This is a genomic window from Dyella sp. CR10 (genome assembly GCF_055814425.1).
Map to the genome: position 1 here is coordinate 5,130,496 of NZ_CP185986.1, position 24,892 is coordinate 5,155,387.

The following is a 24,892-nucleotide window of genomic DNA, read 5'->3' on the forward strand; positions in this document are numbered from 1 at the left end:
AGTGCCGGAACCTGTCAGCAGTCTTTGGCCGCTCAGGCGGTGGTCGACGGCTTGCCTTGGCCGAAAAGTACGCGCCGCTCTTCGTCCGACAGGCTCTGCTTCGGCGCGTAGGCGTTCTCCACGCCCTCATAGGCGCGCTGTGTAGCCGGTCGCGAGGCCATGGCGAGGAACCAGCGCTCGAGATGCGGGAACTCGGCCAGATCCTGGCCGTGCGCCGCGTGCGGCACGATCCACGGATAGCAGGCGATGTCGGCGATGGAGAAGGCCCCGGCGATGAACTGGCGATCGGCCAGGCGGCGGTCCAGCACGCCGTAAAGGCGATGGACCTCGCGTGTGTAGCGGTCAATGGCGTACGGCACTTTCTCCGGCGCGTAGACATTGAAGTGGCCGATCTGTCCGGCCATCGGCCCCAGGCCGGCCATCTGCCAGAACAGCCACTGCAGCACCTCGGTGCGGCCGCGCAGGTCGGCCGGAATCAGATGGCCGATCTTTTCGGCCAGATAGAGCAGGATCGCGCCCGATTCGAACAGACTCACCGGCGCGCCGCCGTCCGCGGGCGCGCGGTCGACGATGGCGGGGATCTTGTTGTTCGGCGAAATGGCCAGGAATTCGGGCTTGAACTGCTCGCCCTTGCTCAGGCTCACCGGGATCACGCGGTGCGGCAGGCCTGTTTCCTCGAGAAACAGCTTGATCTTCAGACCATTGGGCGTAGCGGCGAAATAGAAGTCGATCATGACGGGGATTCCTTATGAGGGCGGTGACATGCCGGAGGCGGCACGTCGATGAGTGCAGGCTAGGGCGATGGCTGGTCTGGCAAAAGGACCACGATACGGCAAAGATTGGGGTCCAATTTTCGGAGGCCGGGTATGGACCATCCTTTCGAGTTCCCGCTGGAGCTGCCGGCCAAGGGCTCGCGCCAGCGCCTGGCGGCGCTGCATGCGCAACTGCGCGCGGCGATCCTGGACGGACGCCTCAAGGCGGGTCTGCGCCTGCCCGCCACCCGCGAGCTGGCCCTGGCGCTGAAGCTGTCGCGCAATACCGTGGTAGCCGCCTACGACCTGCTGCTGAGCGAAGGCTACGTGGTGGCGCGCCGCGGCGCCGGGAATTACGTGGCCGATCTGCTGGAGCGGCGCGGGCGCATGCGTGCCACCGCCGGCCACGATGGCGGTGATCGTCGCCTGGCGCCGTACTGGCGCCAGGCCCGGCCATCGGCTGCGCCGGCGCCGCGCAGCTTCGATTTCGATTTCCGCGTGGGCTCGCCGGACCATCGATTGTTTCCATTCGAGGTGTGGCGCCGCTTGTCGGCGCGGGCGCTGCGCGGTCTTTCCAAGGGGCCGCCGATGTATCGGCATCCGTCCGGGCGGCCGGCATTGCGCGGCGCCATCGCCCGGCATGTGTCGTTTGCGCGGGCGGTGGCCTGCGAAGCGGACGACGTCGTCGTGACCAGCGGCGCGCAACAGGCGTTCGACCTGCTGGCTCGGGTGCTGGTAGTGCCGGGCAGGACGGTGGTGGCGGTGGAAGATCCGGGTTATCCACCGATGCGTGCCGCCTTTGCTGCCGCTGGCGCGAAAGTCGTTGCGGTGCCGGTGGATGCCGAGGGCATCGTGGTGGAACGGATTCCCGCCGAGGCGCGGGTGGTCTACGTAACGCCGTCGCACCAGTTTCCGCTGGGCATGTCGATGTCGCCGCGCCGTCGCGCTGCACTGCTGACGTTCGCCGCGGCCAGGCAGGCGCTGGTGGTCGAGGACGACTACGACAGCGAATTCCGTTTCGGCGCGCGCCCGCTGGATGCGCTGCAGACGCTCGATCGCAGCGGCTCGGTCTGCTACGTCGGTACGTTCTCCAAGTGCCTGTTTCCTGCGTTGCGGCTGGGCTACCTGGTTGCGCCGCCCTGGCTGCTGCCGGCGCTGGCCCGGGCCAAGGAGCTGGCCGACTGGCATTGCGACGTGCCGGCGCAGGACACGCTGGCGGCCTTCATCGCCGAAGGGCATCTGGCGCGCCACGTGCGCAAGATGCGCAAGATCTATGCGGATCGGCGCGAAGCCTTGCTGACGGCGCTGGCGCGGCATGGCCTGGAAACCTGGCCATCGGATGCGGGCCTGCACCTGTCCGCGCGCCTGCCGCGCCAGGTGCGGCCCGATGCACTGGTCGAGCGGGCTGCCGTCGAGGGCATCCGCCTGGAGGCGCTAGGCGGCTACACCCTGGGCCGCGGCGGGCCAAACGGATTGGTCTTCGGCTATGGCCTGATCGAAGCGGCGCGCATCGGGGAGGCCATGGAGCGGATCGTGCGGATGCTGTAGCGCCAGGTGGCTCCATGGTTTTGCGGGAAAGTGGTCCTTACAACAGGTCCACATCGGCGCGAGGATGCCGGCTCCTTTCCCCATGGATTCCCTCATGTATCGCTTGCTTCTTTGCTGTTGTCTTCTGCTTGCGGCGCTCGCCGCGCCGGCCTGGGCCCAGTCCGGCCAGCAGCGCGCCGAAGCTGCCGGCAAGAGCCTGATCGGCACGCCCGCGCCGCGCGTCACCGTGAAGACCATCGATGGCCAGACCATCGACCTGGGCCGCCTGTACGGCAAGCAGGCCGTCTACCTGAAATTCTGGGCCACCTGGTGCGTGCCCTGCCGCGAGCAGATGCCGCACCTCAAGCAGACCTTCGCCGAGGCAGGGCCGGACCTGGCGGTGATCGCGATCAGCGTCGGCTTCGACGAGACCGTCCAGGACGTGCGCAAGTATCGCGAGGAGATGGGCCTGAAGATGCCGATCGTGTTCGACGACGGCTCGCTGGGCGAGGCCTTCCACTTGCGCGTGACGCCGCAGCATGTGGTGATCGGGCGCGACGGCCGCATTCTCTATATCGGCCACGAGGCGAATAAGGCGCTGGATGCTGCGCTGCTGGCCGCGCGCACCACGCCGGGTAACGTCGGGCCGGCCGCGGCTGGCGTGAAGGAAGAAGCGCACTACGACATGGGCGACCGCGTGCCTGCGTTCGAGGCCGCCATGCTGGACGGCACGCATCTCTCGCTGCCGCAGGCGGGTCGCCCGACGGCGCTGGTGTTCCTGTCGCCGTGGTGCGAGAGCTACCTGGCCACCAGCCGTCCGGGCCTGGCGCAGAGCTGCCGCGCGATGCGCGAGCAAGCTGCTGCGCTGGCGTCGCCCGGTGCCAAGGTCCGCTGGGTGGGCGTGGCCTCCGGCCTGTGGGCCAATCGCGAGGAGCTGACCAAGTACCGCGACGAGCACCGCATCGGCATGCCGCTGACGCTGGACGATTCTGGCGCACTGTTCCGCCGCTTCCGCGTGACGCATGTGCCGACCGTGCTGCTGATCGATGCGCAGGGGCACATCACGAGCCGCATCGAGGACGCGGGTCCGAAACTCGAGCAGGCCGTGCGGGCCTTGTCCGCGCGCTGATCCCTTACTTTGGAGACGCTCATGAAGACGTTCGCGTTCGTGCTCCTCGCTCTTGGCATCGCCGTTGCCACGCCGGCCTTGCGCGCCGCGGAAGAGCATCCCCTGCTGTCGGCGCCGCTGACGCAGGCGCCCGGCCGGCAGCTCACCGCGCTGACCGTGACCTTCGCGCCGGGCCAGCAGTCCAAGCCGCATCACCATGAGGCCGATGCCTATGTGTACATGCTGTCCGGCCGGGTCCGCAGCCAGGTGGAAGGCGAGCCCGCCAAAGAGTACGGACCGGGCGAGAGCTGGTTCGAGCCGGCGGGTGCGCATCACGTCGGCACCGCCAATGTCAGCGACACGGAGCCGGCGACTTTCCTGGTGGTGTTCGTGGCGAAGCCGGGCGCGCGGCTGAGCGTGCCCGATCAGGCCGTCACGCCGGCCCGGACCCAATCCAGATAGGCGGTGTGTCCGCGGTCCACCGGCACGGCGATCAGCTCCGGCAGTTCGTAGGGATGCAGTGCCAGGAGGCGCGTCTTCAAGGCCTCGAAGCGCGCCGCGGTGGTTTTGATGAGGAGCAATTCCTCGACATCCGTGGTGACCTCGCCCTTCCAGCGATAGGTCGAGGTCACCCCGGGCAAGCGGTTGACGCAGGCTGCCAGCCCTTCCCCTACCAGGGCTTCGGCCAGCCGGCCGGCGCTGGCGGCGTCGGGACAGGTGCAATAGCAGAGCAGGACGGGCTCGGTCATCCGTCGAGCTTAGGGCAACACGGCCGGCGGTATCGCCGGCATGTTCCTTGCGCCCCTTGAAAGCCCGCCGCAGCTTCCCCATTAGCCCTTGCAGCCTCGGGGCGGATGCCTCTTGCAGGGGATTCCTGCGTCGCTAGAATTGGCACTCATCTACCGGGAGTGCTAACAGCGGCGCCAGGCGCCGTTCCGGGGACCACTTTTTTTCGTCCACACCAACTAGCTGGAGCCCACCATGAGCAAACTGCGTCCGCTGCACGATCGCGTCATCGTCAAGCGCCTGGAGGAAGAGCGCGTTTCCGCTGGCGGCATCGTCATCCCCGACAGCGCCACCGAGAAGCCGACCCGCGGCAAGGTCATCGCCGCCGGTGCCGGCCGCATCCTGGAAGACGGCAAGGTCCGTCCGATGTCGGTGAAGGAAGGCGACGTGGTGCTGTTCGGCAAGTACGCCGGCCAGGAAATCAAGATCGACGGTGAAGAGCTGGTCTTCCTGAAGGAAGACGACATCGTCGCGGTGATCGAAGGCTGATAAGCCTCTCCCGCTTCTCTTCCCTCCCATTTACGCATTCAAAGGAATAAAGACATGGCTGCAAAAGAAGTACGTTTCGGCGAAGACGTCCGCGCCCGCATGCTCAAGGGCGTGAACACCCTGGCCAACGCGGTCAAGGTCACGCTGGGTCCGAAGGGCCGCAACGTGGTGCTCGAGAAGAGCTTCGGCGCCCCGACCGTGACCAAGGACGGCGTGTCCGTGGCCAAGGAAATCGAGCTGGCCGACAAGTACGAGAACATCGGCGCGCAGATCGTCAAGGAAGCCGCTTCCAAGACCTCCGACGTGGCCGGCGACGGCACCACCACCGCCACCGTGCTGGCCCAGGCGTTCATCCAGGAAGGCCTCAAGGCCGTTGCCGCCGGCATGAACCCGATGGACCTCAAGCGCGGCATCGACCAGGCCGTGGTCGCGGCCGTCGAAGAGCTCAAGAAGCTCTCCAAGCCCACCTCCGACGACAAGGCGATCGCCCAGGTCGGCACCATCTCCGCCAACTCCGACTCGGCCATCGGCGAGATCATCGCTACGGCGATGAAGAAGGTCGGCAAGGAAGGCGTGATCACCGTCGAGGAAGGCTCGGGCCTGGACAACGAGCTGGACGTGGTGGAGGGCATGCAGTTCGACCGCGGCTACCTGTCGCCGTACTTCATCAACAACCAGCAGTCGCAGCAGGTCGAGCTGGATGATCCCTTCATCCTGCTGTACGACAAGAAGATCTCCAATGTGCGCGAGCTGCTGCCGGTGCTCGAGGGCGTGGCCAAGGCGGGCAAGCCGCTGCTGATCGTCGCTGAGGAAGTCGAAGGCGAGGCGCTGGCCACCCTGGTGGTCAACACCATCCGCGGCATCGTGAAGGTCGCCGCCGTGAAGGCGCCGGGCTTCGGCGACCGCCGCAAGGCGATGCTGGAAGACATGGCCATCCTCACCAACGGCCAGGTCATCTCCGAGGAAGTGGGCCTGCAGCTGGAGAAGGCCACCGTGCAGGATCTGGGCCGCGCCAAGAAGGTCGTGGTCACCAAGGAGAACACCACGATCATCGACGGCGCCGGCGAAGCCGAGCGCATCCAGTCGCGCATCGGCCAGATCAAGGCGCAGATCGAGGAGACCTCCTCCGACTACGACCGCGAGAAGCTGCAGGAGCGCGTGGCGAAGCTGGCCGGCGGCGTGGCCGTCATCAAGGTCGGCGCGGCCACCGAAGTCGAGATGAAGGAAAAGAAGGCCCGCGTCGAAGACGCTCTGCACGCTACCCGTGCGGCCGTCGAGGAAGGCGTGGTGCCGGGCGGCGGCGTGGCGCTGCTGCGCTCGCTGAAGGCCGTACAGGGCCTGAAGGGTGCCAATGCCGACCAGAAGCACGGCATCGACATCACCCTGCGAGCCCTGGAAGCGCCGCTGCGCGCGATCGTGGCCAACGCTGGCGAAGAACCGTCGGTCATCGCCAACAAGGTGAAGGAAGGCGAAGGCAACTTCGGCTACAACGCTGCTACGGGCGAGTTCGGCGACATGATCGCTTTCGGCATCCTGGATCCGACCAAGGTGACCCGTTCGGCCCTGCAGTACGCCGCCTCGGTGGCCGGCTCGATCATCACGACCGAAGCGGCCGTGACCGAAGTGCCGAAGAAGGAAGAAGCCCACGCGCACGGCCCGGCCGGCGGCATGGGTGGCATGGGCGGCATGGATTTCTGATCCTTCCGTTCGCGCTGTCGTTTCGAGAAGAACCCCGCTTCGGCGGGGTTTTTCTTTGAGCGCGATACAAACAAAAAAGAAAACCCCGGGAGTCCGCCTCCCAGGGTTCGTCGAAACGCGGCGCGCCCATGGCGCCGCGCTGTGTCACGACTTACTTGCCGCCGGCTTCCGCCTTGGCATCGGTCTTGGCACCGGCTTCGACGCCGCCGACCGGCGTGTCGACCTTCGCGCCGGCCTTCACCGCGGCGGCACCTTCGGCACCGGTCGCGGCGTCACCCGCGGCCGATTCGGTCGCTTTGGCGGCCTTATGGCCGGCGTGCTTGGCCTTATGCGCAGCCTTGTGCACGGTGTCGCCCGTCTTGGTGACCACCGTGTCGGCGGTCTTGGTCGCACCGTCGGCGACCTTGGTCGCGTCCTGCACCGCAGCGCCGGCATTGACGCTCGCGTCGGCCTTGGCCGCGGCCTGGGCCTGAGCGAAGGCGGGGGCGGTCAGCACGCTGGCCGAGAGAACGAGAGCAGCAAGCAGGGTCTTACGCATGGGGTAAACCTCCGATGTGAGTGCCGCGACGCAACGTGTCGCGGTGGAATCACGCTAGAGGCTATTTGCCTGCTGATTCCTGAATTTTCAGAGGCGTCTTAAGCCGGCGGACATCTCGCTGAATCGCCGGTATGTGCTTGCGCGAAGCGCATCCGCCGCATGCTTGTTTTTCTTCGCGGTGCTAGTCGGATCGCGCTTTGCGCGTCGATTACTGATGCACACCAGCCGCCGCGGCGGCGCCGGGTTGCGTTTGTTCGCTGACGAACCCGGCGCTGGCCGGCAGTGCGTCCGGATGCGGCAGCAGGCGATCCAGTTTGCCCTTCAGACGCAGCAGAGCCACGTTTTCCATCGCCTGATCGGTGTGCTGTTCCGTTGTGTCCTGCGCCTCCGGTGGCGCACCTGGTGCGCGTGTGAGCGCGGCCAGCCGTGGCGCCAATACCTGGGTCAGCGCGAAGTATGCATCGTCATGGATACCGGCCTGTTCGAGCAGCTTGCCCGGCAGCATCCATGAGGCGAGATCCTCATGTTGTGCCTTGCCGCCGCCGCGCGGATCGACCAGCAGCCACGCGCCGGGCTGGCTGAGCATGTCCTTGCCATCGACGAAGCCCAGCGTCTCGAACGCGCCGCTGAGGCCGGGCAGGTGGTCACCGTAGAACAGCAGCAGCGTCGGACGGTCGCGCTTGGCGAGCAGATCGGCAAGGCGTCCCAGTTCTTCGTCGGCGTGCTGCATGTGATAGAGGTAGTTCTGCAGCTCCGTCTTGTCCTCACCCGTCACGCTTTCGGGCACGGGGATCGCGTCGCGCCGGGCGGCATCCGCGGGCGATACGTCGTACGGACCATGCGCCTCGATACTGATCGCGAACAGGAATTGCGGCGGACCCGCGTCCTTGAGCTGCGTCATGATCTCGTCGGTCATCGCGCGGTCGGCCATGTACTGGCCATCCAGGTCGCTAGCGTTGGCGAAGGCGTTCTGCGATACGAAGCGATCGAAGCCGATCGCCTTGAAGGCCGTATTGCGGTTCCAGAATGCGGGGTTGTTGCCATGGATGGCCACGGTTTCATAGCCATGCGCTCGCAGCGTACGCACCATGCCAGGTACCACCTTGGCGTTGAGCTGCAGATAAGGGAACTGCAGGTCGTCGAAATAACGCAGGGAGAGGCCAGTCAGCACTTCGAACTCGGTGCGGATCGTGCCGCCGCCGAACGTGGGTACGTGCAGCGGACCGCTGGCGCCCTGCCGGGCGAGGCGGTGCAGGTTGGGCGTGAGGTCGTGATGCTCGAAACCCTTGAGAATCGTCGGGTCGAAGAAGGACTCGCTCTGCACCACCACGATGTCAGGCATCGCGCCCGGATCTTCCGGCGGCGCACGCAGGCGCTCGCGCAGCGCGCCATCCGCTTCGCCGATCAACTGCATCGCCGCATCCGGATCGGCCTTCTTGCGCTGCTGGCCGAAATGCAGGTGGAACATCATCAGCGAGCTGACCAAGCCAGAATGCTGCGCGGTGGATGACGCCGACCACGGTTCCATCCACAGCGTCTCGCCGTCGTAGAGCTTGCCCCAGGCCGGCATGCCGGCGAGCAGCGAACCCAGCGCCAGCGTGATCGAGGCGCCAGCGAGCAATCGCTTGCCGTGCGTGCGACGGGCGAACAGCGCCGGTTCCTTGCGCCAGGCCAGCACGATCAGCGCGATACCGATGGCGAGTGCGAGATACGGCCAGGGCGTCGCCGGGAGATAACCGCCCAGCAGATGCATGCCGCCCTTGCGCAGCTGGCCCACCATGCGGAAGTCCGCAGGCATCAGCGGAGTGCTCAATTGCCGCAGCTTGAGTGCGTTGACGCCGTACAGCACGCCCTGCAGCAGGAAGGCCAGGCCGAACGAAAGCAGCGGACGCCGGGTCAGTACCAGCAGCAGCGAAGCCAGCAACAGGCCCGGCAAGGCATTGGCGAAGAGGTACAGCGGTTGCTGGAACAACTGCAGCGGTGCCACCCCTTCGCCGCCGTCCATCCAACTGGTGAGCAGGATGAACATCGCGGCCAGTGCCAGCGGCAGGAGCGCGTGGCGGGCGGGTATCGAACCGTTGTGCGTGGGTGAAGGCTGGGGCATGGCAGTTCCGAAAGCGCGCTGTCATGGCATGGACATGAGAATGTAACGATGCCGGTCTGAATCAGATGTTCGGTATTCGTACCCGAGGAGTCTTTTTCGAATCGTCTCAACGTGATGGGCGCGCAGCACGTGGACGGCGAGCGCTGGCGCAGGCTTTCGTGGTCATCTGGTGGTCATGTTCGGGCGACGCCTTCTCTGGGGCACAATGGCCCGATGGCTAAGGAATCCCCGGCGCTGCGCGCCCTGATCGACGACCGCTATGGCGAACTGGTGGCACGCTGCCGTCTGGCCGGTGTTGCGCTGCACGATGACGCGGGCGTCGCCGAACGCATCCGCCGCACCTTGTTGTGCAGCGATTTCGCCTACGACATCTGGTTCCGCCAGCCGGCGCTGCTCTCGCCGCAGGGCCTCGAGCGCCTGCGCGCCGGCGGCGATGCCGGCACGCGCATCGAGGCGCTGAAGCTGGACGAGGACGAGGCCGCATGCATGGCCACGTTGCGCCGCTTCCGTCACGCCGAAGCGCTGCGGCTGGTGTTCCGCGACGTCAACGGGCTGGACGAACTGCCTGAAACGCTGTCCGCCACCAGCGTGCTGTATGAAGCATTGCTCGGCGCCGCGCTGGGCTGGTCGGAACGCGCGATGGCCGCGCGCTATGGGCACAGCCGTGGCCACGATGGCGCGGTGCAGCGCATGGTGGTGGTCGGGTTCGGCAAGCTCGGCGGCAGCGAACTGAATTTTTCGTCGGATATCGACCTGGTGCTCGCCTATCCTGGCGGCGGCCAGAGTGATGGCGCGCGTCCATTGGACAACAGCGAGTACTTCGTGCGCCTCGGCCGGCAGCTGGTGCGCCTGCTGCATGAGCCGACGGTGGACGGTATCTGCGCGCGCGTGGACTTGCGCCTGCGCCCGTTCGGCAACGCCGGTCGGCTGGCGTTGCCGTTCAGCGCGATGGAGCAGTACTACCAGAGCGAAGGCCGCGACTGGGAACGCTATGCCTGGATCAAGGCGCGTCCGGTGGCGGGCGACCGCAACGCTGGCAAGCAGCTGCAGGAATTGCTGCGACCGTTCGTGTATCGCCGCTATCTCGATTACACCGCTTTCGCCGGACTGCGCGAGATGAAAGCCTTGATCGACGCGGAAGTGGCGCGCAAGGACCTGGCCGACAACCTCAAGCTCGGTCCTGGCGGCATCCGCGAAGTCGAATTCATCGTGCAGCTGACTCAGCTGATCCGAGGCGGCCGCGAGCCCAGCCTGCGCGTGCGTGGCCTGCTGCCCGCGCTGACCGCCTGCGAAGCGCGCGGCCATATCGGCGCTGCGCGTGCGAAGGCACTGCGCGATGCCTATGTGCTGTTGCGCCGCGTGGAGAACCGCGTGCAGATGTTGCGTGACGCGCAGACGCACGATATTCCTGAAGATGCATTGAGCCGCGAGCGCATTGCGCTCGGCCTGGGCCGTGCATCGTGGGAGGAACTCGCCGAGGAGCTGGCGCGTCATCGCGCGGTGGTCAGCGAGGAGTTCGCCGAGGTGCTGGTGCCACAGGGCGGGCGCACCGCGAGCGCGCCGGTGGAGGATGTCACGCTGTGGCAGCGCGTCTGCGCGGAGGAAATCGATCCCGGCACGCTGGAGGCCGCCGGTTTCGTGCCGGGCGCGGACGCCGCCGAGGCGCTGCTGAAGCTGCCGCAGGCCGCTGCCGTACGGGCAATGTCCGCACGTTCACGCGAGCAGCTGGATCGCCTGATGCCGCAGCTGCTGGCGCTGGCGCGCGACAGCTCCGCGCCGGTGCCTTGCCTGTTGCGTCTATGCCGACTGGTGCAGGCGGTGGCACGGCGCTCTTCATATCTGGCGCTGCTGGAAGAGCAGCCGGCGGCGCGCCGTCGTCTTGCCGACCTGTTCGCGCGAAGCGCCTTCCTGGCCGAGCGTGTCATCGCCCAGCCGCTGCTATTGGACGACGTACTGGACCCGCGTATCGATCAATTGCCGCTCAAGCGCGCCGACATTAGCGCGGAGATCAGCCGCGTGCTCGCCACGCTGGACGAACGCGAGGCGGAGGCGGAGCTCGAACGCATCAACGAGTTCAAGGCCAGTACGGCGTTCCGCCTGGGTCTGGCGTTCAACGACGGCCGCGCCGACGCGGTGGCTACCGCGCGCCGTCTCGGCGCGCTGGCGGAATCGGTGGTAATCGCCGTCACTGCGCTGGCCGAGCGCGAGCTGGTCGAACAGCATGGCCGGCTACCCGGCGAGGGCACCGGCTTCGCGGTGCTCGGCTACGGCAGTCTTGGCGGCGAAGAGCTGGGCTTCGCCTCGGATCTGGATCTGGTGTTCGTCTACGACACGCGCCGCGCGCATGCGATGAGCGATGGGGCGCGGCCGATCGAAGGGTCGCGCTGGTATCAGCGCCTGGCGCAGCGCGCGATGAACTGGCTCACCGTACTCACCCGCGCCGGTCGCTTGTATGACGTGGACACGCGCCTGCGTCCCGACGGTTCCAAAGGGCTGTTGGTCAGCAGCCTCGAAGCGTTCACCGAGTACCAGAAGAGCCGCGCCTGGACCTGGGAGCATCAGGCCCTGCTGCGCGCCCGTCCGGTGGCCGGCGATACCCTGCTCAACGCCGAGCTGCTGGAGGTGCGGAGGCAGATCCTCGCGGTGCCGCGGGATCGCGTCGCCGTGCTGGCCGAAGTGAGCGACATGCGGCGGCGCTGGCGCGCCGAGCGCGATCGCTCCGACGAGCGCCAGCTCGATCTCAAGCAAGGCCATGGCGGCCTGCTCGATATCGAGTTTGCCTTGCAGGGGCTGGTGCTGGCGCACGCGGCCGAACACCCATCGTTGCTTGCGGCGACCGCCAATGCGGCGCTGATCGAGGCCTGCCGCACGGCGGGTCTGTTGCAGCCGGCTCAGGCCGAGCAGCTTGCCCGCGCGCACGGCGAACTGCTGCGCCGTGCGCTGGCGTGCACGCTGGATCTGCGGTCGCGCATCGCGCCGCGAGAAGCGGAACTGGAAGCCTTGTGCGCGGAGGTGCGTGTCGTCACGGCCGCGCTGGGTTTCGACTTTGAAGCGAAAGCGACCGCCTAGACGGGGCGGTCCGCCGCCGCAGACGAGGAGGCGAGGGTCTGCCGCTGCGCTATGCGGCGTCTTACCGCTTCGGCGATCGCTCGTGTTTCGCGCAGTGGCGGCTGCCGCTCCGGTGCGGGGTCGTCGAGGCCGTACAGGAGGCCCGCTTCGCGCAGCGCGCGATGGAATCGCTCGAACTTCTCCGGCAGGGGAGCGACCACCAGCGTCTGCACAGGACAGCCGACGGCGCAGGCTTCGGAGAGCATGTTGATCGAGTCGGGCGTCACTACGATGCGGTCCGCCCAGCCCATCGCGGCGGGATAGGGGTTGGTGCCGTCCTCGGTACTGCTCCAGATCACGCCGGGCACGCCGGCAAGGCGCTGGCGCAGCACGTTCACGACGGACACCGGCGTGCGCCGCGAAGCCAGCACCAGCAGGCTGCCGCCGTCGCGCCGCTGCCGTTCGAGCAGGCGGTCGGCGAGGGCGCCTGCATAGGCCGCATCGAGCGGGATGCCCTTGCGCGGGCCCCCGACCAGCACGGCGACGCGCGGTTGCGGCAGGTCGCCGAATGCCGGACAGACGTCGCGACCTTCTTCAAGCCAGGTCTCGTCCACCGGATTGAGCGAGCCGAGCGGATCGAGCACGTTCGGCCCCTGCAGGCCGTCGTGGCGTGGCGCGATCACAGTGTCCCAGTGTGTCGGGTCGATGCGCGGGTCGAGGATCTGCACGGTATAGGTGCCACCCTCCGACAACCGGCGCAGCAGACGCGTGTAGTAGGCCGCGGCGCGGCCGCAGCCGATCGCCACGGCCGGCCAGGGCGGCACCACGACGCCGCGGCGCTGAGGCGCCGGCAAGGCCAGCCGGCCGCCGGGCAGCAGGCGGGGCGCGAACCATGACCATGGAGCGCGCAGGCCCAGCACCAGGTGGCGGAAAGGCAGGCCGAGCTGCTCGGCCAGGGCCAGCGCCTGGCGGTCGTTGCCGGCGCGGCCATCGGTGATGACCCAGCAATCGCCGCGCAACTTCATGCGCGGCTCGGGCCCGGGATTGTTTCGATAATCGCCACAGTACGTTCTCGTCCAGCGGAGTCCTGTTCGCGTCCGCGTGCCCGTACACTTCCGGGTCACGGCGCCGAGCCCGGCGCGTTTTGACGAAGGATACCCATGAGCGAGTTGCTTTCCGAGGCCGCCCTCGACCAGCTGTTCCGCGAGGCTCGTACCTACAATGCCTTCCTGGACAAGCCGGTCAGCGACGAACTGCTGCACCGGGTCTACGACCTGGCCAAGTTCGGCCCGACCAGCGCCAACTCGTCGCCGGCGCGCATCGTGTTCGTGAAGTCGAAGGAAGCGAAGGCGAAGCTCGAACCGTTCCTGTCCGAAGGCAATCGCGCCAAGACCATGGCCGCGCCGGTCACCGCCATCGTGGCGACCGACCATGAGTTCTACGAGAACCTGCCCAAGCTGTTCCCGCATGCCGATGCGCGCAGCTGGTTCGTCGGCAACCAGCCGATGATCGATACCACGGCATTCCGCAACGGCACCCTGCAGGGCGCCTACCTGATCATGGCGGCGCGCGCGCTGGGCCTGGACTGCGGTCCGATGTCCGGCTTCGACAACGCCGGCGTGGACAAGGCGTTCTTCGCCGGCACCCCTTCGGTGAAGTCCAATTTCCTGATCAATCTCGGTTACGGCGACGCCAGCCGCAACCTGTTCCCGCGCAATCCGCGCCTGTCGTTCGACGAGGTCTGCCGGATCGCCTGACGGCGGCCGTCGCGCCTCGCCTGTCCTTAAGTCCGAACTCTCTCTTCCACGGAGGAATACTCATGCGTGCACTTCGTTATCTCGTTCTCGCCGGCCTGATCGGCGCCGCTGTTTCCGCCCAGGCCGAGCCGATCACCTACAAGCTCGACCCGACCCATACCAACGTGCTTTTCAGCTGGAACCACTTCGGCTTCTCCAACCCGACCGCCAACCTGGGCCTGGGCGAGGGCACCCTGGTGTTCGATGAAAAGGATGCCGCCAAGTCGTCGGTCGAAGTGACCCTGCCGCTGGCCAACCTGGACACGCACGTGACCAAGCTGGACGAGCACCTGAAGAAGCCGGACTTCTTCGACGCCGACAAATTCCCGACCGTGACCTTCAAGAGCACCAAGGTGCAGTCCCTGGGCGGCGGCAAGTACAAGATCACCGGCGATCTCACCGTGCATGGCGTGACCAAGCCGGTCGTGCTGGATGCCAAGCTCAACAAGAGCGGCGTGCATCCGATGCTGAAGGTGCAGACCGTGGGCTTCGACGCTTCCACCACCGTGAAGCGCTCGGACTTCGGCATGGGCGCCTACGTGCCGAACGTCAGCGACGACATCAAGATCCACATCACGACCGAAGCCTCCGTGCCGAAGTCGGAGTAAGGCGCGACCGGCGGCTGCCGCCGGCCAGTGCCAAAAAAAGCCCGCGCCGTCATCGGCGCGGGCTTTTTCATGCGCGGATCGCGCGGTATCAGTTGCCGGCGACGCCTTCGTTCTTCAGCGCTTCGAGCTTGCCAAGGTCCACGCTCTTCACCGCATCCTTGAGCGCATCGATATCGCTGGTATTGCCGCTGGCCTTCACCGAGAAGCGCTGACCGACGATGACGCCGTACTCGCCGCTCTTGCTGGTCTTGTCCCAGCTTTCGTGCACCAGGCGGCCGTTCTCGCTGTAGGTCTTCTCGTAGCCGGTGTCGGTCTGCCGCTCCGCTTCCGGCGCGAAGGAGGTGGCCATGGCCATCATGCCCTTCATGCTGCCGGTGTCGGAGATTTCCAGATCGATGCGGCGATCGCCGTCGACGTACTCGCCGTGCGCCACGGTCACCTGCACGCCTGCGCCGCTGCGTTCGGCGGACAGGCTCTCGCGCTTGAAGCTGCCCACCTTGTCCGGCAGGAAGCCCTTGATCTGGTCGGCCGGGAGCGACTGCACGGCGCCGGATTTCTGCGCGGCTTCCAGTTCCTTGCTGGCCTGCTCGGCGCGGTCGCCCATGGCGGCAAGCTTGCCCACGGCGCTGTTCGGATCCACGGTGACGCTGCCGTCGGCGCTGCCGAGGGTGACGCGGCTGCCGCTGACTGCCGCGCCGGTGAGCGCCGCGGTGCCGATCACGCCGGCTACCACCATGCCGATGATCCACGACAGCACGATGCCGATCACCACAGTGACGGCGGTATAGCCGGCCGTCTTCTCCGGCGGGCATTTCATCGTGGCCGGCAGGCCCAGATAGAGCAGGTAGATCGCATAGACGCCGCCGGCGATCGCGACCAGCACGCCGATCCACGGCAGGATCACGGCGATGCCGGCTACCCAGCTGGCGGTCCAGGCGTAGGCGATGGCCTTCACGGCTTGCACCTGGTCCTTCTGGCCTTCGAAGGTCGGTGCCAGCGCGTTGACGATCAGGGCCATGACATAGACCAGGACCAGCGACAGCAGGTACTGCAGCACCATGCCGGCGAGGCCCGAGCCCACCGGCGTGCGCACGGTGACGCCCAGCAGACTGAAGCCGATCAGGCTGTTCTTGATGAAGCCGGCAATGGCCGGCAGGGCGGCAACGACCAGGATGTAGTTGACGTATAGCCCCTGCACCGTGGCGGGCTCGGCCGCGACTACCGGCCATTCGGTCTTGGGCGTGGTGAGGATGGCCCGCGCGCGGGCGATGATCTTTCCGAAATCCATGGTGCTCCCTCAGGCTGGTTGATCCGGCGGAGCGGGCCGCCGGCGAGGCGGATGATCGGGCCGCTCCGTGACAATCTGCGTGGGCCGGGCGGCTGGCCCGGACATGGTTCTTTTCCCCTGCCTCGACGCGCTGGCCGGGCGTCGCAGCCTGCTACCATAAGCGGCCCGCTGTCCAGTCTGGAGCCTTGTCCCCATGCCGCGTTCCCCCGCCGAGCCCGTACGGCAGATTCCGGCGAATGCCGAAAATCGTTATGAAGTGACGCGCCAGGACCTTCCGCTGTCCTGCCCCCTGCCGGGCATGTCGTTGTGGAACTCCCATCCGAAGGTCTACCTGCCGATCGTCGAAGACGGCGGCGAGTCGACCTGTCCCTACTGCGGCGCGCACTACGTGCTGCGCGACTAGCAAGGCCGGGGCCGCGCGGCCCTGCTCATAAAAAAGGGCGGCATTCGGCACGATTGCTGCTTGTCCGCAGGGATGAAGGCATTTATCGAACCGTCCATGTCCGCCGTCGCCGCACCAGCCCGGTCGTTGACCGTCGTCCAGCTGATCCCGGCCCTGCAGTCCGGCGGGGCCGAGCGGTCGGCCTTGGAGGTTGCGCGCGCGCTGGTGCAGGCAGGCCATCGCTCGATCGTGATTTCGGCAGGTGGTCGGCTTGTCCCGCAGCTGGAAGCGGAAGGTAGCGAGCACATCGCCCTCGATATCGGCCGCAAGTCGCTGCGCACCGTGCTGCGCGTGGGCGCCCTGCGCCGCGTGCTGGACGGTATCCAGCCGGACATCGTGCATGCCCGCTCGCGCCTGCCGGCCTGGCTGGGCTGGTGGGCCATCCGTGGCATGAAGCGCCGCCCGCATTTCGTAACCACCGTGCACGGGCTCAATTCGCCCGGCCGCTACAGCTCGATCCTGCTGCGGGGCGAGCGGGTGATCGCGGTCTCCCAGACCCTGCGCGACTACGTGCTCAGCCACTATCGCTGGCTGGAGCCCTCGCGCGTGCGGGTGATCCCGCGTGGCATCGACCCGGAAGCGTTTCCCTATGGACACCGCCCCGACGACGCCTGGCAGAAAGCGTTTTTCGCCGAATTCCCGCGCCTGGCCGGCGCGCCGCTGCTGACACTGCCTGGCCGCGGCACGCGCCTGAAGGGCCATCACGACGCGGTCGAGCTGATCGCCGAGCTCAAGCGCCGCGGTATCGATGCGCGCCTGCTCCTGCTGGGCGTGATCGAGCCGGGACGCGAAGCCTACGTGGCGGAGCTGCGTGAGCTGATCCGCGCACGCGGCATCGAGTCCCAGGTGGTGCTGACACCGCCGCGCAACGACGTGCGGGACATCTACGCGATCTCGGCCCTGGTGCTGCAGCTGTCCAACAAGCCGGAGTCCTTCGGCCGCACGGTGATCGAGGCGCTGTCGCTGTGCCGCCCCGTGCTGGGCTATGCGCATGGCGGCGTCGGTGAGCTGCTGGCCGAGCTGTACCCGGCCGGCCGCGTGCCGGTAGGCGATCGCGAGAGGCTGGTCGAGCGTGCGGCCGAGCTGCTGCGCGTGGCGCCGGCCATCCCCATGCTGCAGAGCTATCGCCTCACGGACATGCAGCAGGCGACCCTGGCGCTGTACGAGGAAGTGATCGCCGGCTGAGGCGTCGCCCGCCGCATGACCGGCACGCTCGCCTACAATGCGCGGGCTTTTCTCGCCGGGACCATGCATGTCCGTTCTTTCCGCGCTCAAGGCGGCGCTGCGCTCGCCGCTGTTGCCGTTCTGGCTGGTGATCGCGCTGCTGCCGTTCGGGCGCAGCGCGGAGCTGGGCACGTTCCTGTGCCTGCTGGGCGTGCTGTTGCTGTTCGCGCGGCATCCCCGAGCCCTGGCGGATCACGCAGGCGCCAGGCTGCTGCTGTGGCTGCTGGGCGCCTACGTCGGCGCGGCGCTGTTGTCGTGCTTCGGCGCAATCGCTCCCGGCAAGAGCTGGTCCACCGTGGCGGCGCTGCTGCGCTACGTGCCTTTGGGGCTGTACGCGTGCTTCGCGATCCGTCGCCCGGGCAAGCTCGAAGCGCTGTACACCGCGGTGGGTGCGGTGCTTGCGCTGTGGGTGCTGGACGCCTGGGTGCAGGCATTGACCGGTTGGAGCCTGGGTGGGCATGCCGAGGCGGAGCGGATCTCCGGCATCTTCGGCACCAATCTCAAGCTTGGTCCGACGTTAGCGGTACTGGCGCCTTTCGCGTTGTGGGCAGCGCGTCGGCGCTGGGGCCGCACCGGGCTTGTTCTCGCCGGACTGCTCCTGCTCGGGCCGGTGCTGCTGTCAGGCTCGCGCGCTTCCTGGCTCACTTATGCGCTGGTAGCGGCGGCGTTTGCCTGGCGCGAAACCGCATCGCCCAAGCGCTTCCTGCTGCTGTGCGGCGCCGGTGCGCTGGTGGCGGTAGCCGCCGGCGGGGTGGCCTGGAAAACCTCCGAGCGTTTCCATGCGCGCATGGAGAAGACGTTGACGGCGCTGCAAGGCTCCAGCCAGGCACTGGATACGGCGCTCAGCGGGCGCCTGGACATCTGGCGCACCAGCCTGCGTATGGTTCAGGCGCACCCGCTCAACGGCGTCGGCGTGCGCGGCTACCGCTATGCCTACCCGCAGGTGGCGCCGCCTAACGACCATTTCGTGGTGACCGGTGAAGCCTGTGGCGTGGGCGAAGGGGCCTGTCATGCGCACCAATGGTTGCTGGAGGTGCTGACCGAGACCGGTGTCGTCGGTCTGTTGCTATGGCTGGCAGCAGCCGGACTGGCGTTGTATCGCTGGCGCGGTGTCGGTCCGGCCGCGCGTGCACGCGCCTTTCCGGCCACCGTCGCCTTGGGCGTCATGATGTTTCCACTGAATACCCATCTGGCCTTCTATTCGGCGTGGTGGGGTTTGCTGTTCGCGTGGGTGCTCGGGCTGTGGTGCGCGGCGTTGTACGTGGAGGATGCGGATGGCGCGTGAACCCCTGTCCGTCGTAGTCACCAGCTACAACAGTGCGGCCACGCTCGATGCCTGCCTGGCCAGCGTGCGCTGGGCCGACGAGATCGTGGTGCTGGACTCGGGGTCGACCGACGCCTCGCGCGCTATCGCCGTTCATTACGGTGCTCGCGTTGAAGTGCAGCCGTTCGCCGGCTACAGCGCACAGAAGCAGGCGGCGATCGATCTGGCCCGGCACGATTGGGTACTGCTGCTGGACTCGGACGAAGCCATGCCTGCCGGCTCGTGCGAGGCGATCGGCCAGGTATTAGCGGAGCCCGCGCATGCTGGTTATCTGCTGTGGCGACGCGAATGGATCTTCTGGCAATGGCAGTCACCGCGCAGTCGCTTGAATCACTATGTGCGTCTGTTCGACCGCCGGCGCGCGCATATGAGCGGCCACCAGGTGCACGAGGAAGTAGCAGTGGACGGCAGCGTCGGCGTGCTGGACCTGGTGATGGATCATTACGGCGAGCGCGATATCGCGGGCCGCGTGGACAAAGCCAACCGCTACTCGAGCATGCAGGTGGCCGATCTGGCTGGGCGTGGCGCCACGGGCCTGCGTCTACGCATGCTGACCAACGCTACCGCGGCGTTTGTCCGCTATTACCTGCTGCGCGGGCATTACCGGTCCGGATGGGCCGGCTTCATCGCTGCGCGCATCCACGCGTTCTATGCCTTTCTCAAGTACGCCAAGCTCTACGAGGCGACCCGCGCCGAGATGCGCGAGACGCGTGTGCCGGAAGGGTCCCGCAAGGACCCGCAGGCTTAGGCGGCGCGTTCCAGCGGCAGCGATGTACCGCGTAGCGCGGTCACCAGCAGCACGCAGGCGTCGTGTCGCAGCGCTTCGCGCTTGCGAAATGCGGAGCGGTGCTTGCTCTCCACCTGCGTTTCGTCGCGCACGGGTTCGCGCGCGGGCAGGGCGTAGAAGCCGTCGCTCAGCGGCTCGGCCTGGCACTCCTGCCAGAAGGCGTCGTAGTCCGCCTTGATCTTGTCCGCCTCGCCGGCAAAGGGATGGGCGAGGTTGGCAACACCTCGCACCTGCGCGATGCCGTAGGCGTCGGCAAAGGCCAGCAGCAGCGAGAACAGCAGGTTCTTCGGACGCAGCCCATGACACTGCTTGGTCAGCTCGCGCACGGCCTCGCGGCCCAGGTCGGCGGCGGCGCCCTGCATGCAGCCGATCAGCAGCGAGCGCCCTTCGTCGGCGACAGTGAAGATGGCTGACGACAGGATCTGGTCCTGGCTGTTGGCCAGGCACAGCGCCAGCTCGCCTTCGCGGCTGCGGCCGGTAGGCCGGCGCAGTTCGATGCGCAGCTCGCTGCCGTCCTTCAGCACAAGCGTGCCGACGAGATGATTCCCGCGCAGATAGACATCGTCGGCGAGTATCGCCGGCAGGTGTGTGAAGACGAAGCGGAAGTGCTCGTCCATCACCGCCATGCGGCGAGCGCGCCCGAACTGGCGATTGATGTAGTGGTGGTGCCAGCGCTCCAGCAGGCGCGGGTCGTGCTCGACGATCGCGGCCAGCCGCGGCGAGCCGTACACCGTGCGCAACCATGCCGCCTGCCGCGGCGCCATGCGGACGCTGCGAAGCAGGTATTTCAGCCCGGAGGCAATACGTTTGGATGGCGAGCCGCGCCAATCATGCCGACGGCGCAGCGAGCGCAGGAACAAACGAAGAGACATGGCACGCGTATGTGGGGATGAGCCGCGTGCCTTGTACGCGATCTATCTGTCGTCTGCCTGTCGCGGCCTAGTAGACGTCCGGGCTGCCCGGCGGCCGGGTCTTGAAGCGCTTGTGCACCCAGAGATATTGCTCGGGCGCTTCGCGCACCATCTGCTCGATGCAAGTATTCACGCGAGCCGTATCGACCGCGGCATCCGGCCCGGGGAAATCCTGCAGGGGAGCACCGAGGCGCAGCGCATAGCCACTGTCGTCGGGCAGGCGGCGATGGAAGAAAGGAATGACCAGCGCGCCGGACAACCGTGCAAGATGATGCGTCGCGGTAATGGTGGCCGCGGGCACGCCGAAGAACGGCACAAAGACGTTGTCCTTGCTGCGCATGTCCTGGTCGGGCGCGTACCACAGGGTGCCACCGCCGCGCAGGTACTTCACCGTGCCGCGGATGTCGTCCTTGTCGAACATCGCATCGGCGTAATCCAGGCGGGCACGCAGTACCGCCCATTCGAATACGTCCGAGTCCATGCGCCGGTACATGCCGGCGATGCGGATGTGCCGCGATACCAGACGCGCGCACAATTCCAGGTGCGAGAAGTGGCCGCCGACCAGCAGCACGCCTTTGCCTTGAGCGCGCGCGGCCTCGAGATGCTCGAGGCCTTCCAGCGTCACCGGCGTGCGCGCGATGGCGCGGTCGCTGCCCATCCAGCCGAGCGCGAACTCCACCATCATCAGGCCGATATCGCGCAGGTGTGCGTCGACCAGCGCGGCCTGCGCCGGCTTCGACAGCTCGGGAAAGCACAGCGCGATGTTGACCTCGGCGATATGCCGGCGGCGCGACGGAAAATGCTGGATCAGGAGACCGAGGCCGCGCCCCACCGCCATCAGCGCTCGCCGAGGCAGGCACGCGATCAGCCGGAGCACGCCCACGCCGAGCCACGCCGGCCAATGAATGGGCGAGAGCAGCTTGGTGGTGAAGGAGGGACGCGGTGTGCCGGGCATGGGCGGTCGATTGTAGCAAGCACGAGCCAGGCCCGGCCTGCCGCAGGAGGGCCACCGGCTATACTGCCGCGCCGGATCCGAGAGCCCACCGTTGCGCTACCTCTACACCCTCGCGATGTACCTGGTGACGCCGCTGATCATGATGCGGCTGCTGGCGCGTGGCGTGCGCTATCGCGACTACCATCGGCGCTGGCGCGAGCGCTTCGGCTTCTACCAGGGGCCTCGGGTGAAGGGTAGCATCTGGGTGCATGCGGTATCAGTGGGCGAGGTCAATGCCGCCGAGCCGCTGATCAAGGCGCTGCGCGAGGCCTACGTCAACGCGCCGCTGGTGATCACCACGGTGACGCCGACCGGTTCGGAGCGCGTGCGCCAGTTGTTCGGCGACAGCGTCTACCACGTCTATCTGCCGTACGACCTGCCGTTCGCCGTGTCGCGTTTCATGAAGCGGGTCCGGCCGCGCCTGGCGATCATCGTCGAGACGGAGATCTGGCCGAATCTCTATTTCGCCTGCAAGAAGCGCGGTATCCCGCTGATGATCGTCAACGCGCGGCTGTCCGAGCGTTCGCTGCGCGGCTACCGGCCGCTGCAGGGGCTGGTGCGTTCGGCGCTGGGTTGCGTGCGGCAGATCGCGGCGCAATCACGGACGGATGCCGCGCGTTACCGGCTGCTCGGCGTGGATCCGGCGCGCATCGTGGTCAGCGGCAACCTGAAGTTCGACATGCCGGTGCCCTATGCGGCGGTACAGGCGGGCGAAGAACTGCGCCGGCAATGGGGGCATCTGCGGCCGGTGTGGATCGCCGGCAGCACGCACGAGGGTGAGGAACTGCCGGTGCTCGAAGCGCATCTGCAGGTGCTCAAGCGCTTGCCGGATGCACTGCTGCTGATCGCGCCGCGCCACCCCGAGCGTTTCAAGCTGGTGGAAAGCTCGGTGCGCAGCCTGGGCTTCACCTCGGCCACGCGCAGTGCGGATCGTGTGCCTTCTCCTTCTCATCAGGTCTTCGTGATCGACGCGATGGGTGAACTGATGCAGTTCTACGCGGCGGCGGATCTGGCTTTCGTCGGCGGCAGCCTGGTGCCGATCGGTGGGCACAACGTGCTCGAGCCGGCAGCGCTGTCGACGCCCGTGCTGGTGGGGCCGCATACCTTCAATTTCGAAGAGATTACGCTCACGCTGATCCGCGATGGCGCGGCCATGCGCATCGACGAGGCCGGCGAACTGGGCGGAGCGGTGCTGCAGCTGCTGCGCGACAAGGAGCGGCGCAAGACCATGGGTACGCAGGCGCGCATCGTGTTCGATAGCGAACGCGGCGCCGTGCAGCGCGTGATGGAGCTGATTGACAAGCAGCTGCAGGAATGAGGCTGGGAGCCAGAGGCATGAAAAAGGCCGGGCATGCCCGGCCTTTTTCGTAGACGCAAGCGGAGCGCGATGTTTACTGCAGCAACGAGTTCACCGCCTCCAGGTCGGGCATGTCGATGGTGCCTGCGGCCTGCTTCAGCTGAAGCTTGTTGAGGATGAAGGCATGGCGGGCCTGCGAGTAGCTGCTCTGCGCCTGGGTCAGCGTCTGAATCGCGTTGAGCACGTTGAGCATGGTCTGCGTACCCACGTCGAAACCGGCGCGGGTGGCTTCCAGTGCCTTCTGGCCCGATTCCACCGAAGCACGGTTCGCCTGCACCTGCAGGATGCCTGCGCCCACCGAGCGGTAGTAGTTCAGCGTGTCGCGGGAGACCTGGCGGCGGGTGGATTCGAGCGAATCCTTGGCCGAATCGCGCTCATAGATCGTCTGGCGCACGCGCGACTGCGTGCCGCCGCCGGCGAAGATCGGCACCGACAGAGTCAGACCCGCGGTGGTACCCCAGCGGCCGTTGCCGGCGATGCCGACGCCGCCATTCTCCGTCCAGGCGCTGGTCTTGCCGCGAGTGACGGTGGCGTCGATGGTCGGCAGATGCCCGGCGCGGGCGGCGCTGATGCTGTGCTCGGCGGCTTCGACGGAGTATTCCTGCGACAGCACGTTCGGGTTGTGCTTCAGCGCTTCTTCCACCCAGGCGTTCGGATCGTTCGGCGAGGGGGCGTCCATCGGCAGGTCGTCGCGCAGCTTCTTCAGCTCGCCGACCGGCTGGCCGGTGATCTGGCGCAGCGCTTCCTTGGCGTCGTTGAGCGAATTCTCGGCAGCGATGGTCTGCGCCTTGGCCAGCTCGTAGTACGACTTGGCCTGGTACACGTCGGTGACCGCGGCCAGGCCGACCTTGAAGCGCTGGTCCGCCTGTTCGTAGGACTGACGGTAGGCTTCTTCGTTGGCCTTATTGAAGGTCAGCGAATCCTGCGCGGTCAGCACGCCGAAATAGGCCTGGGTCACGCGCACGTAGAGGTTCTGCAGCGCGGCCTGGTAGAGCTGATCCTGCGCGTCGGACTGCGAGCGCGCGGTCTTGAGGCTGGCCCACTTGCTCAGGTCGAGCACGCTCTGGTTGAGCGTGGCGCTCTCGCCACGGCTGCGCGAATGGCCGCCTGACGTGTCCCTGCTGTTGGAGCCGCTCAGCTGGTTGAACTGCACCTGCCCGTTCACCTGCGGCAGCAGCAGCGCACGTGCCTGCGTCACGCCCTCGCCGGTGGCCAAGCGGGTCGCGTCGGACTGCGCCAGCACCGGATCGTTAGCGCGGGCTTCTCGGTATGCATCCAGCAAATCCTCACTGTGGCCGGACAACGGGAGCGCCGTCAGGGCCAGGGCGAGGGTCAGAAGCTTCAAACGCATGGGTTGCCTCTCGGGGAATGGAGAATTCGGGGTCAGAAAACGAACTTGCGAGGCGGCTCGGCGTGGATCAGGTAGGGCAGATCGGTCTCGAGGATGCTCTCCTCGCGATACCGGCCTTCGCCCTCGTGAGTCAGCAGCACCATCTGCTGCGCCGGCGACTCGCCGCGCACCGCCAGCAGACGGCCGCCCGGCTTGAGCCAGGCGAGGAAACGCTGGGGGATCTCGTAGACGGCGCCAGTGACCACGACCGCGTCGAACTGGCCAGTCGGCTGCCAGGCATTGACCGCCTCGCCGGTTTCCAGCTTCACGTTGCCGATGCCGGCCTGGGCCAGGCGCTCGCCAGCGCTGGCAACGAAGTCGGCGTGAACGTCGACGCTGGTGACGTGGCCGGCCAGGCTCGCCAGACAGGCGGTGAGGTAGCCCGAGCCGGTGCCGATTTCCAGCACCTGGTCGTCGCTCTTCAGTTCCAGCGCCTGGAGCACGCGGCCTTCCAGCACCGGCTTCATCATTACTTCGCCGTGGCCGATCGGCAGGCCCACGTCGGCATAGGCGAGCGCACGATGCGCCGGAGCGACGAACTGATCGCGATGCAGGCGGCCGAGCACGTCGAGCACGCGCGCGTCCAGCACCTCCCAGGGGCGCACCTGGTTTTCCACCATGTTCTGACGCGCCTGTTCCAAGTTCATCGCCATGATCAGCCTTATGTCCCGTGCAAAGTCGAAAAAGGTCAGAAAGGATAAGCGCTTAGACCAGTCCCGAC

Annotated in this window: 23 protein-coding genes; 13 read left to right on the forward strand and 10 right to left on the reverse strand. The window is 67.0% G+C overall.

The genetic code is table 11. The features are described from left to right. Positions 1 to 32 precede the first annotated feature (32 nt). On the reverse strand, positions 33 to 734 hold the full coding sequence (locus ACNR9O_RS22930) for a glutathione S-transferase N-terminal domain-containing protein (protein ID WP_473684351.1): 702 nt from the start codon (positions 732 to 734) through the stop codon (positions 33 to 35). Between the two features lie 132 nt (positions 735 to 866). Here ACNR9O_RS22930 and pdxR point away from each other — a divergent pair, with 132 nt between their 5' ends. The 3 genes from pdxR to ACNR9O_RS22945 all read left to right on the forward strand — a co-directional run bounded on the left by pdxR (position 867) and on the right by ACNR9O_RS22945 (position 3,849). Beyond that, on the forward strand, positions 867 to 2,300 hold the full coding sequence (pdxR, locus tag ACNR9O_RS22935) for a MocR-like pyridoxine biosynthesis transcription factor PdxR (RefSeq protein WP_473684349.1): 1,434 nt from the start codon (positions 867 to 869) through the stop codon (positions 2,298 to 2,300). Between the two features lie 94 nt (positions 2,301 to 2,394). Next, positions 2,395 to 3,408, forward strand: a complete 1,014-nt coding sequence (locus ACNR9O_RS22940) for a TlpA family protein disulfide reductase (RefSeq protein ID WP_473684347.1) — start codon at positions 2,395 to 2,397, stop codon at positions 3,406 to 3,408. Between the two features lie 21 nt (positions 3,409 to 3,429). Further along, positions 3,430 to 3,849, forward strand: a complete 420-nt coding sequence (locus ACNR9O_RS22945; protein ID WP_473684345.1) for a cupin domain-containing protein — start codon at positions 3,430 to 3,432, stop codon at positions 3,847 to 3,849. On the opposite strand, the gene cutA is transcribed toward ACNR9O_RS22945, so the two are convergent. Further along, on the reverse strand, positions 3,813 to 4,136 hold the full coding sequence (gene cutA, locus ACNR9O_RS22950; protein WP_473684343.1) for a divalent-cation tolerance protein CutA: 324 nt from the start codon (positions 4,134 to 4,136) through the stop codon (positions 3,813 to 3,815). The genes ACNR9O_RS22945 and cutA overlap by 37 nt on opposite strands. Before the next feature lie 232 nt (positions 4,137 to 4,368). On the opposite strand from cutA, the gene groES reads away from it, so the two are divergent. Further along, the gene (gene groES / locus ACNR9O_RS22955) at positions 4,369 to 4,662 is read left to right on the forward strand and encodes a co-chaperone GroES (RefSeq protein ID WP_311840050.1); all 294 of its coding nucleotides are present in this window, start codon (positions 4,369 to 4,371) and stop codon (positions 4,660 to 4,662) included. 54 nt (positions 4,663 to 4,716) lie between these two features. Continuing rightward, positions 4,717 to 6,360: a chaperonin GroEL gene (gene groL, locus ACNR9O_RS22960; RefSeq protein WP_473684340.1), complete on the forward strand. Its 1,644-nt coding sequence runs from the start codon at positions 4,717 to 4,719 to the stop codon at positions 6,358 to 6,360. 151 nt (positions 6,361 to 6,511) lie between these two features. Here groL and ACNR9O_RS22965 read toward each other — a convergent pair whose 3' ends face one another. Next, positions 6,512 to 6,898 carry a hypothetical protein gene (locus ACNR9O_RS22965; RefSeq protein WP_473684338.1) on the reverse strand — a complete coding sequence of 129 codons (387 nt, stop codon included), beginning with the start codon at positions 6,896 to 6,898 and terminating at the stop codon, positions 6,512 to 6,514. 208 nt (positions 6,899 to 7,106) lie between these two features. Next, positions 7,107 to 9,002 (reverse strand): LTA synthase family protein, encoded by a 1,896-nt coding sequence (locus ACNR9O_RS22970; RefSeq protein WP_473684336.1) that lies wholly within the window; start codon positions 9,000 to 9,002, stop codon positions 7,107 to 7,109. A 213-nt stretch (positions 9,003 to 9,215) separates the two neighbouring features. On the opposite strand from ACNR9O_RS22970, the gene glnE reads away from it, so the two are divergent. Continuing rightward, a complete protein-coding gene (glnE, locus tag ACNR9O_RS22975) occupies positions 9,216 to 12,071 on the forward strand; it encodes a bifunctional [glutamate--ammonia ligase]-adenylyl-L-tyrosine phosphorylase/[glutamate--ammonia-ligase] adenylyltransferase (RefSeq protein WP_473684334.1) in 2,856 nt (951 codons plus the stop codon). Here the strand turns inward: glnE and ACNR9O_RS22980 are convergent. Continuing rightward, on the reverse strand, positions 12,068 to 13,075 hold the full coding sequence (locus ACNR9O_RS22980; protein ID WP_473684332.1) for a mitochondrial fission ELM1 family protein: 1,008 nt from the start codon (positions 13,073 to 13,075) through the stop codon (positions 12,068 to 12,070). The two genes, glnE and ACNR9O_RS22980, sit on opposite strands and share 4 nt — an antisense overlap. A gap of 135 nt (positions 13,076 to 13,210) precedes the next feature. Here ACNR9O_RS22980 and ACNR9O_RS22985 point away from each other — a divergent pair, with 135 nt between their 5' ends. Both ACNR9O_RS22985 and ACNR9O_RS22990 read left to right on the forward strand, forming a co-directional pair. Next, positions 13,211 to 13,807, forward strand: coding sequence for a malonic semialdehyde reductase (locus ACNR9O_RS22985; RefSeq protein WP_473684330.1), 597 nt, complete (start codon positions 13,211 to 13,213; stop codon positions 13,805 to 13,807). A gap of 62 nt (positions 13,808 to 13,869) precedes the next feature. After that, on the forward strand, positions 13,870 to 14,454 hold the full coding sequence (locus ACNR9O_RS22990; protein WP_473684328.1) for a YceI family protein: 585 nt from the start codon (positions 13,870 to 13,872) through the stop codon (positions 14,452 to 14,454). Positions 14,455 to 14,542: 88 nt separating this feature from the next. On the opposite strand, the gene ACNR9O_RS22995 is transcribed toward ACNR9O_RS22990, so the two are convergent. Further along, entirely contained in the window at positions 14,543 to 15,742 is a 1,200-nt protein-coding gene (locus ACNR9O_RS22995) for a Yip1 family protein (RefSeq protein ID WP_473684326.1), read from the reverse strand. A 193-nt stretch (positions 15,743 to 15,935) separates the two neighbouring features. Here ACNR9O_RS22995 and ACNR9O_RS23000 point away from each other — a divergent pair, with 193 nt between their 5' ends. From ACNR9O_RS23000 to ACNR9O_RS23015, 4 genes are all read left to right on the forward strand, one after another. Then, complete coding sequence (locus ACNR9O_RS23000; RefSeq protein ID WP_473684323.1) at positions 15,936 to 16,145, forward strand: zinc-finger domain-containing protein; 210 nt, start codon at positions 15,936 to 15,938, stop codon at positions 16,143 to 16,145. Positions 16,146 to 16,241: 96 nt separating this feature from the next. Then, positions 16,242 to 17,369 carry a glycosyltransferase gene (locus ACNR9O_RS23005; RefSeq protein WP_473684321.1) on the forward strand — a complete coding sequence of 376 codons (1,128 nt, stop codon included), beginning with the start codon at positions 16,242 to 16,244 and terminating at the stop codon, positions 17,367 to 17,369. Positions 17,370 to 17,436: 67 nt separating this feature from the next. After that, complete coding sequence (locus ACNR9O_RS23010; protein ID WP_473684319.1) at positions 17,437 to 18,693, forward strand: O-antigen ligase family protein; 1,257 nt, start codon at positions 17,437 to 17,439, stop codon at positions 18,691 to 18,693. Continuing rightward, the gene (locus tag ACNR9O_RS23015) at positions 18,683 to 19,480 is read left to right on the forward strand and encodes a glycosyltransferase family 2 protein (RefSeq protein WP_473684317.1); all 798 of its coding nucleotides are present in this window, start codon (positions 18,683 to 18,685) and stop codon (positions 19,478 to 19,480) included. Before ACNR9O_RS23010 ends, ACNR9O_RS23015 begins: the two co-directional genes overlap by 11 nt. On the opposite strand, the gene ACNR9O_RS23020 is transcribed toward ACNR9O_RS23015, so the two are convergent. Further along, the gene (locus tag ACNR9O_RS23020) at positions 19,477 to 20,391 is read right to left on the reverse strand and encodes a VirK/YbjX family protein (RefSeq protein WP_473684315.1); all 915 of its coding nucleotides are present in this window, start codon (positions 20,389 to 20,391) and stop codon (positions 19,477 to 19,479) included. The two genes, ACNR9O_RS23015 and ACNR9O_RS23020, sit on opposite strands and share 4 nt — an antisense overlap. 67 nt (positions 20,392 to 20,458) lie before the next feature. Continuing rightward, a complete protein-coding gene (gene lpxL, locus ACNR9O_RS23025) occupies positions 20,459 to 21,385 on the reverse strand; it encodes an LpxL/LpxP family Kdo(2)-lipid IV(A) lauroyl/palmitoleoyl acyltransferase (protein ID WP_473684313.1) in 927 nt (308 codons plus the stop codon). Between the two features lie 91 nt (positions 21,386 to 21,476). On the opposite strand from lpxL, the gene waaA reads away from it, so the two are divergent. Beyond that, a complete protein-coding gene (gene waaA, locus ACNR9O_RS23030; protein WP_473684311.1) occupies positions 21,477 to 22,742 on the forward strand; it encodes a lipid IV(A) 3-deoxy-D-manno-octulosonic acid transferase in 1,266 nt (421 codons plus the stop codon). A 73-nt stretch (positions 22,743 to 22,815) separates the two neighbouring features. Here the strand turns inward: waaA and ACNR9O_RS23035 are convergent, their stop codons facing one another. Together ACNR9O_RS23035 and ACNR9O_RS23040 are read right to left on the reverse strand one after the other, a co-directional pair. Continuing rightward, complete coding sequence (locus ACNR9O_RS23035; protein ID WP_473684307.1) at positions 22,816 to 24,132, reverse strand: TolC family outer membrane protein; 1,317 nt, start codon at positions 24,130 to 24,132, stop codon at positions 22,816 to 22,818. Between the two features lie 32 nt (positions 24,133 to 24,164). Beyond that, on the reverse strand, positions 24,165 to 24,824 hold the full coding sequence (locus ACNR9O_RS23040; RefSeq protein ID WP_473684304.1) for a protein-L-isoaspartate O-methyltransferase family protein: 660 nt from the start codon (positions 24,822 to 24,824) through the stop codon (positions 24,165 to 24,167). Positions 24,825 to 24,892 lie beyond the last annotated feature (68 nt).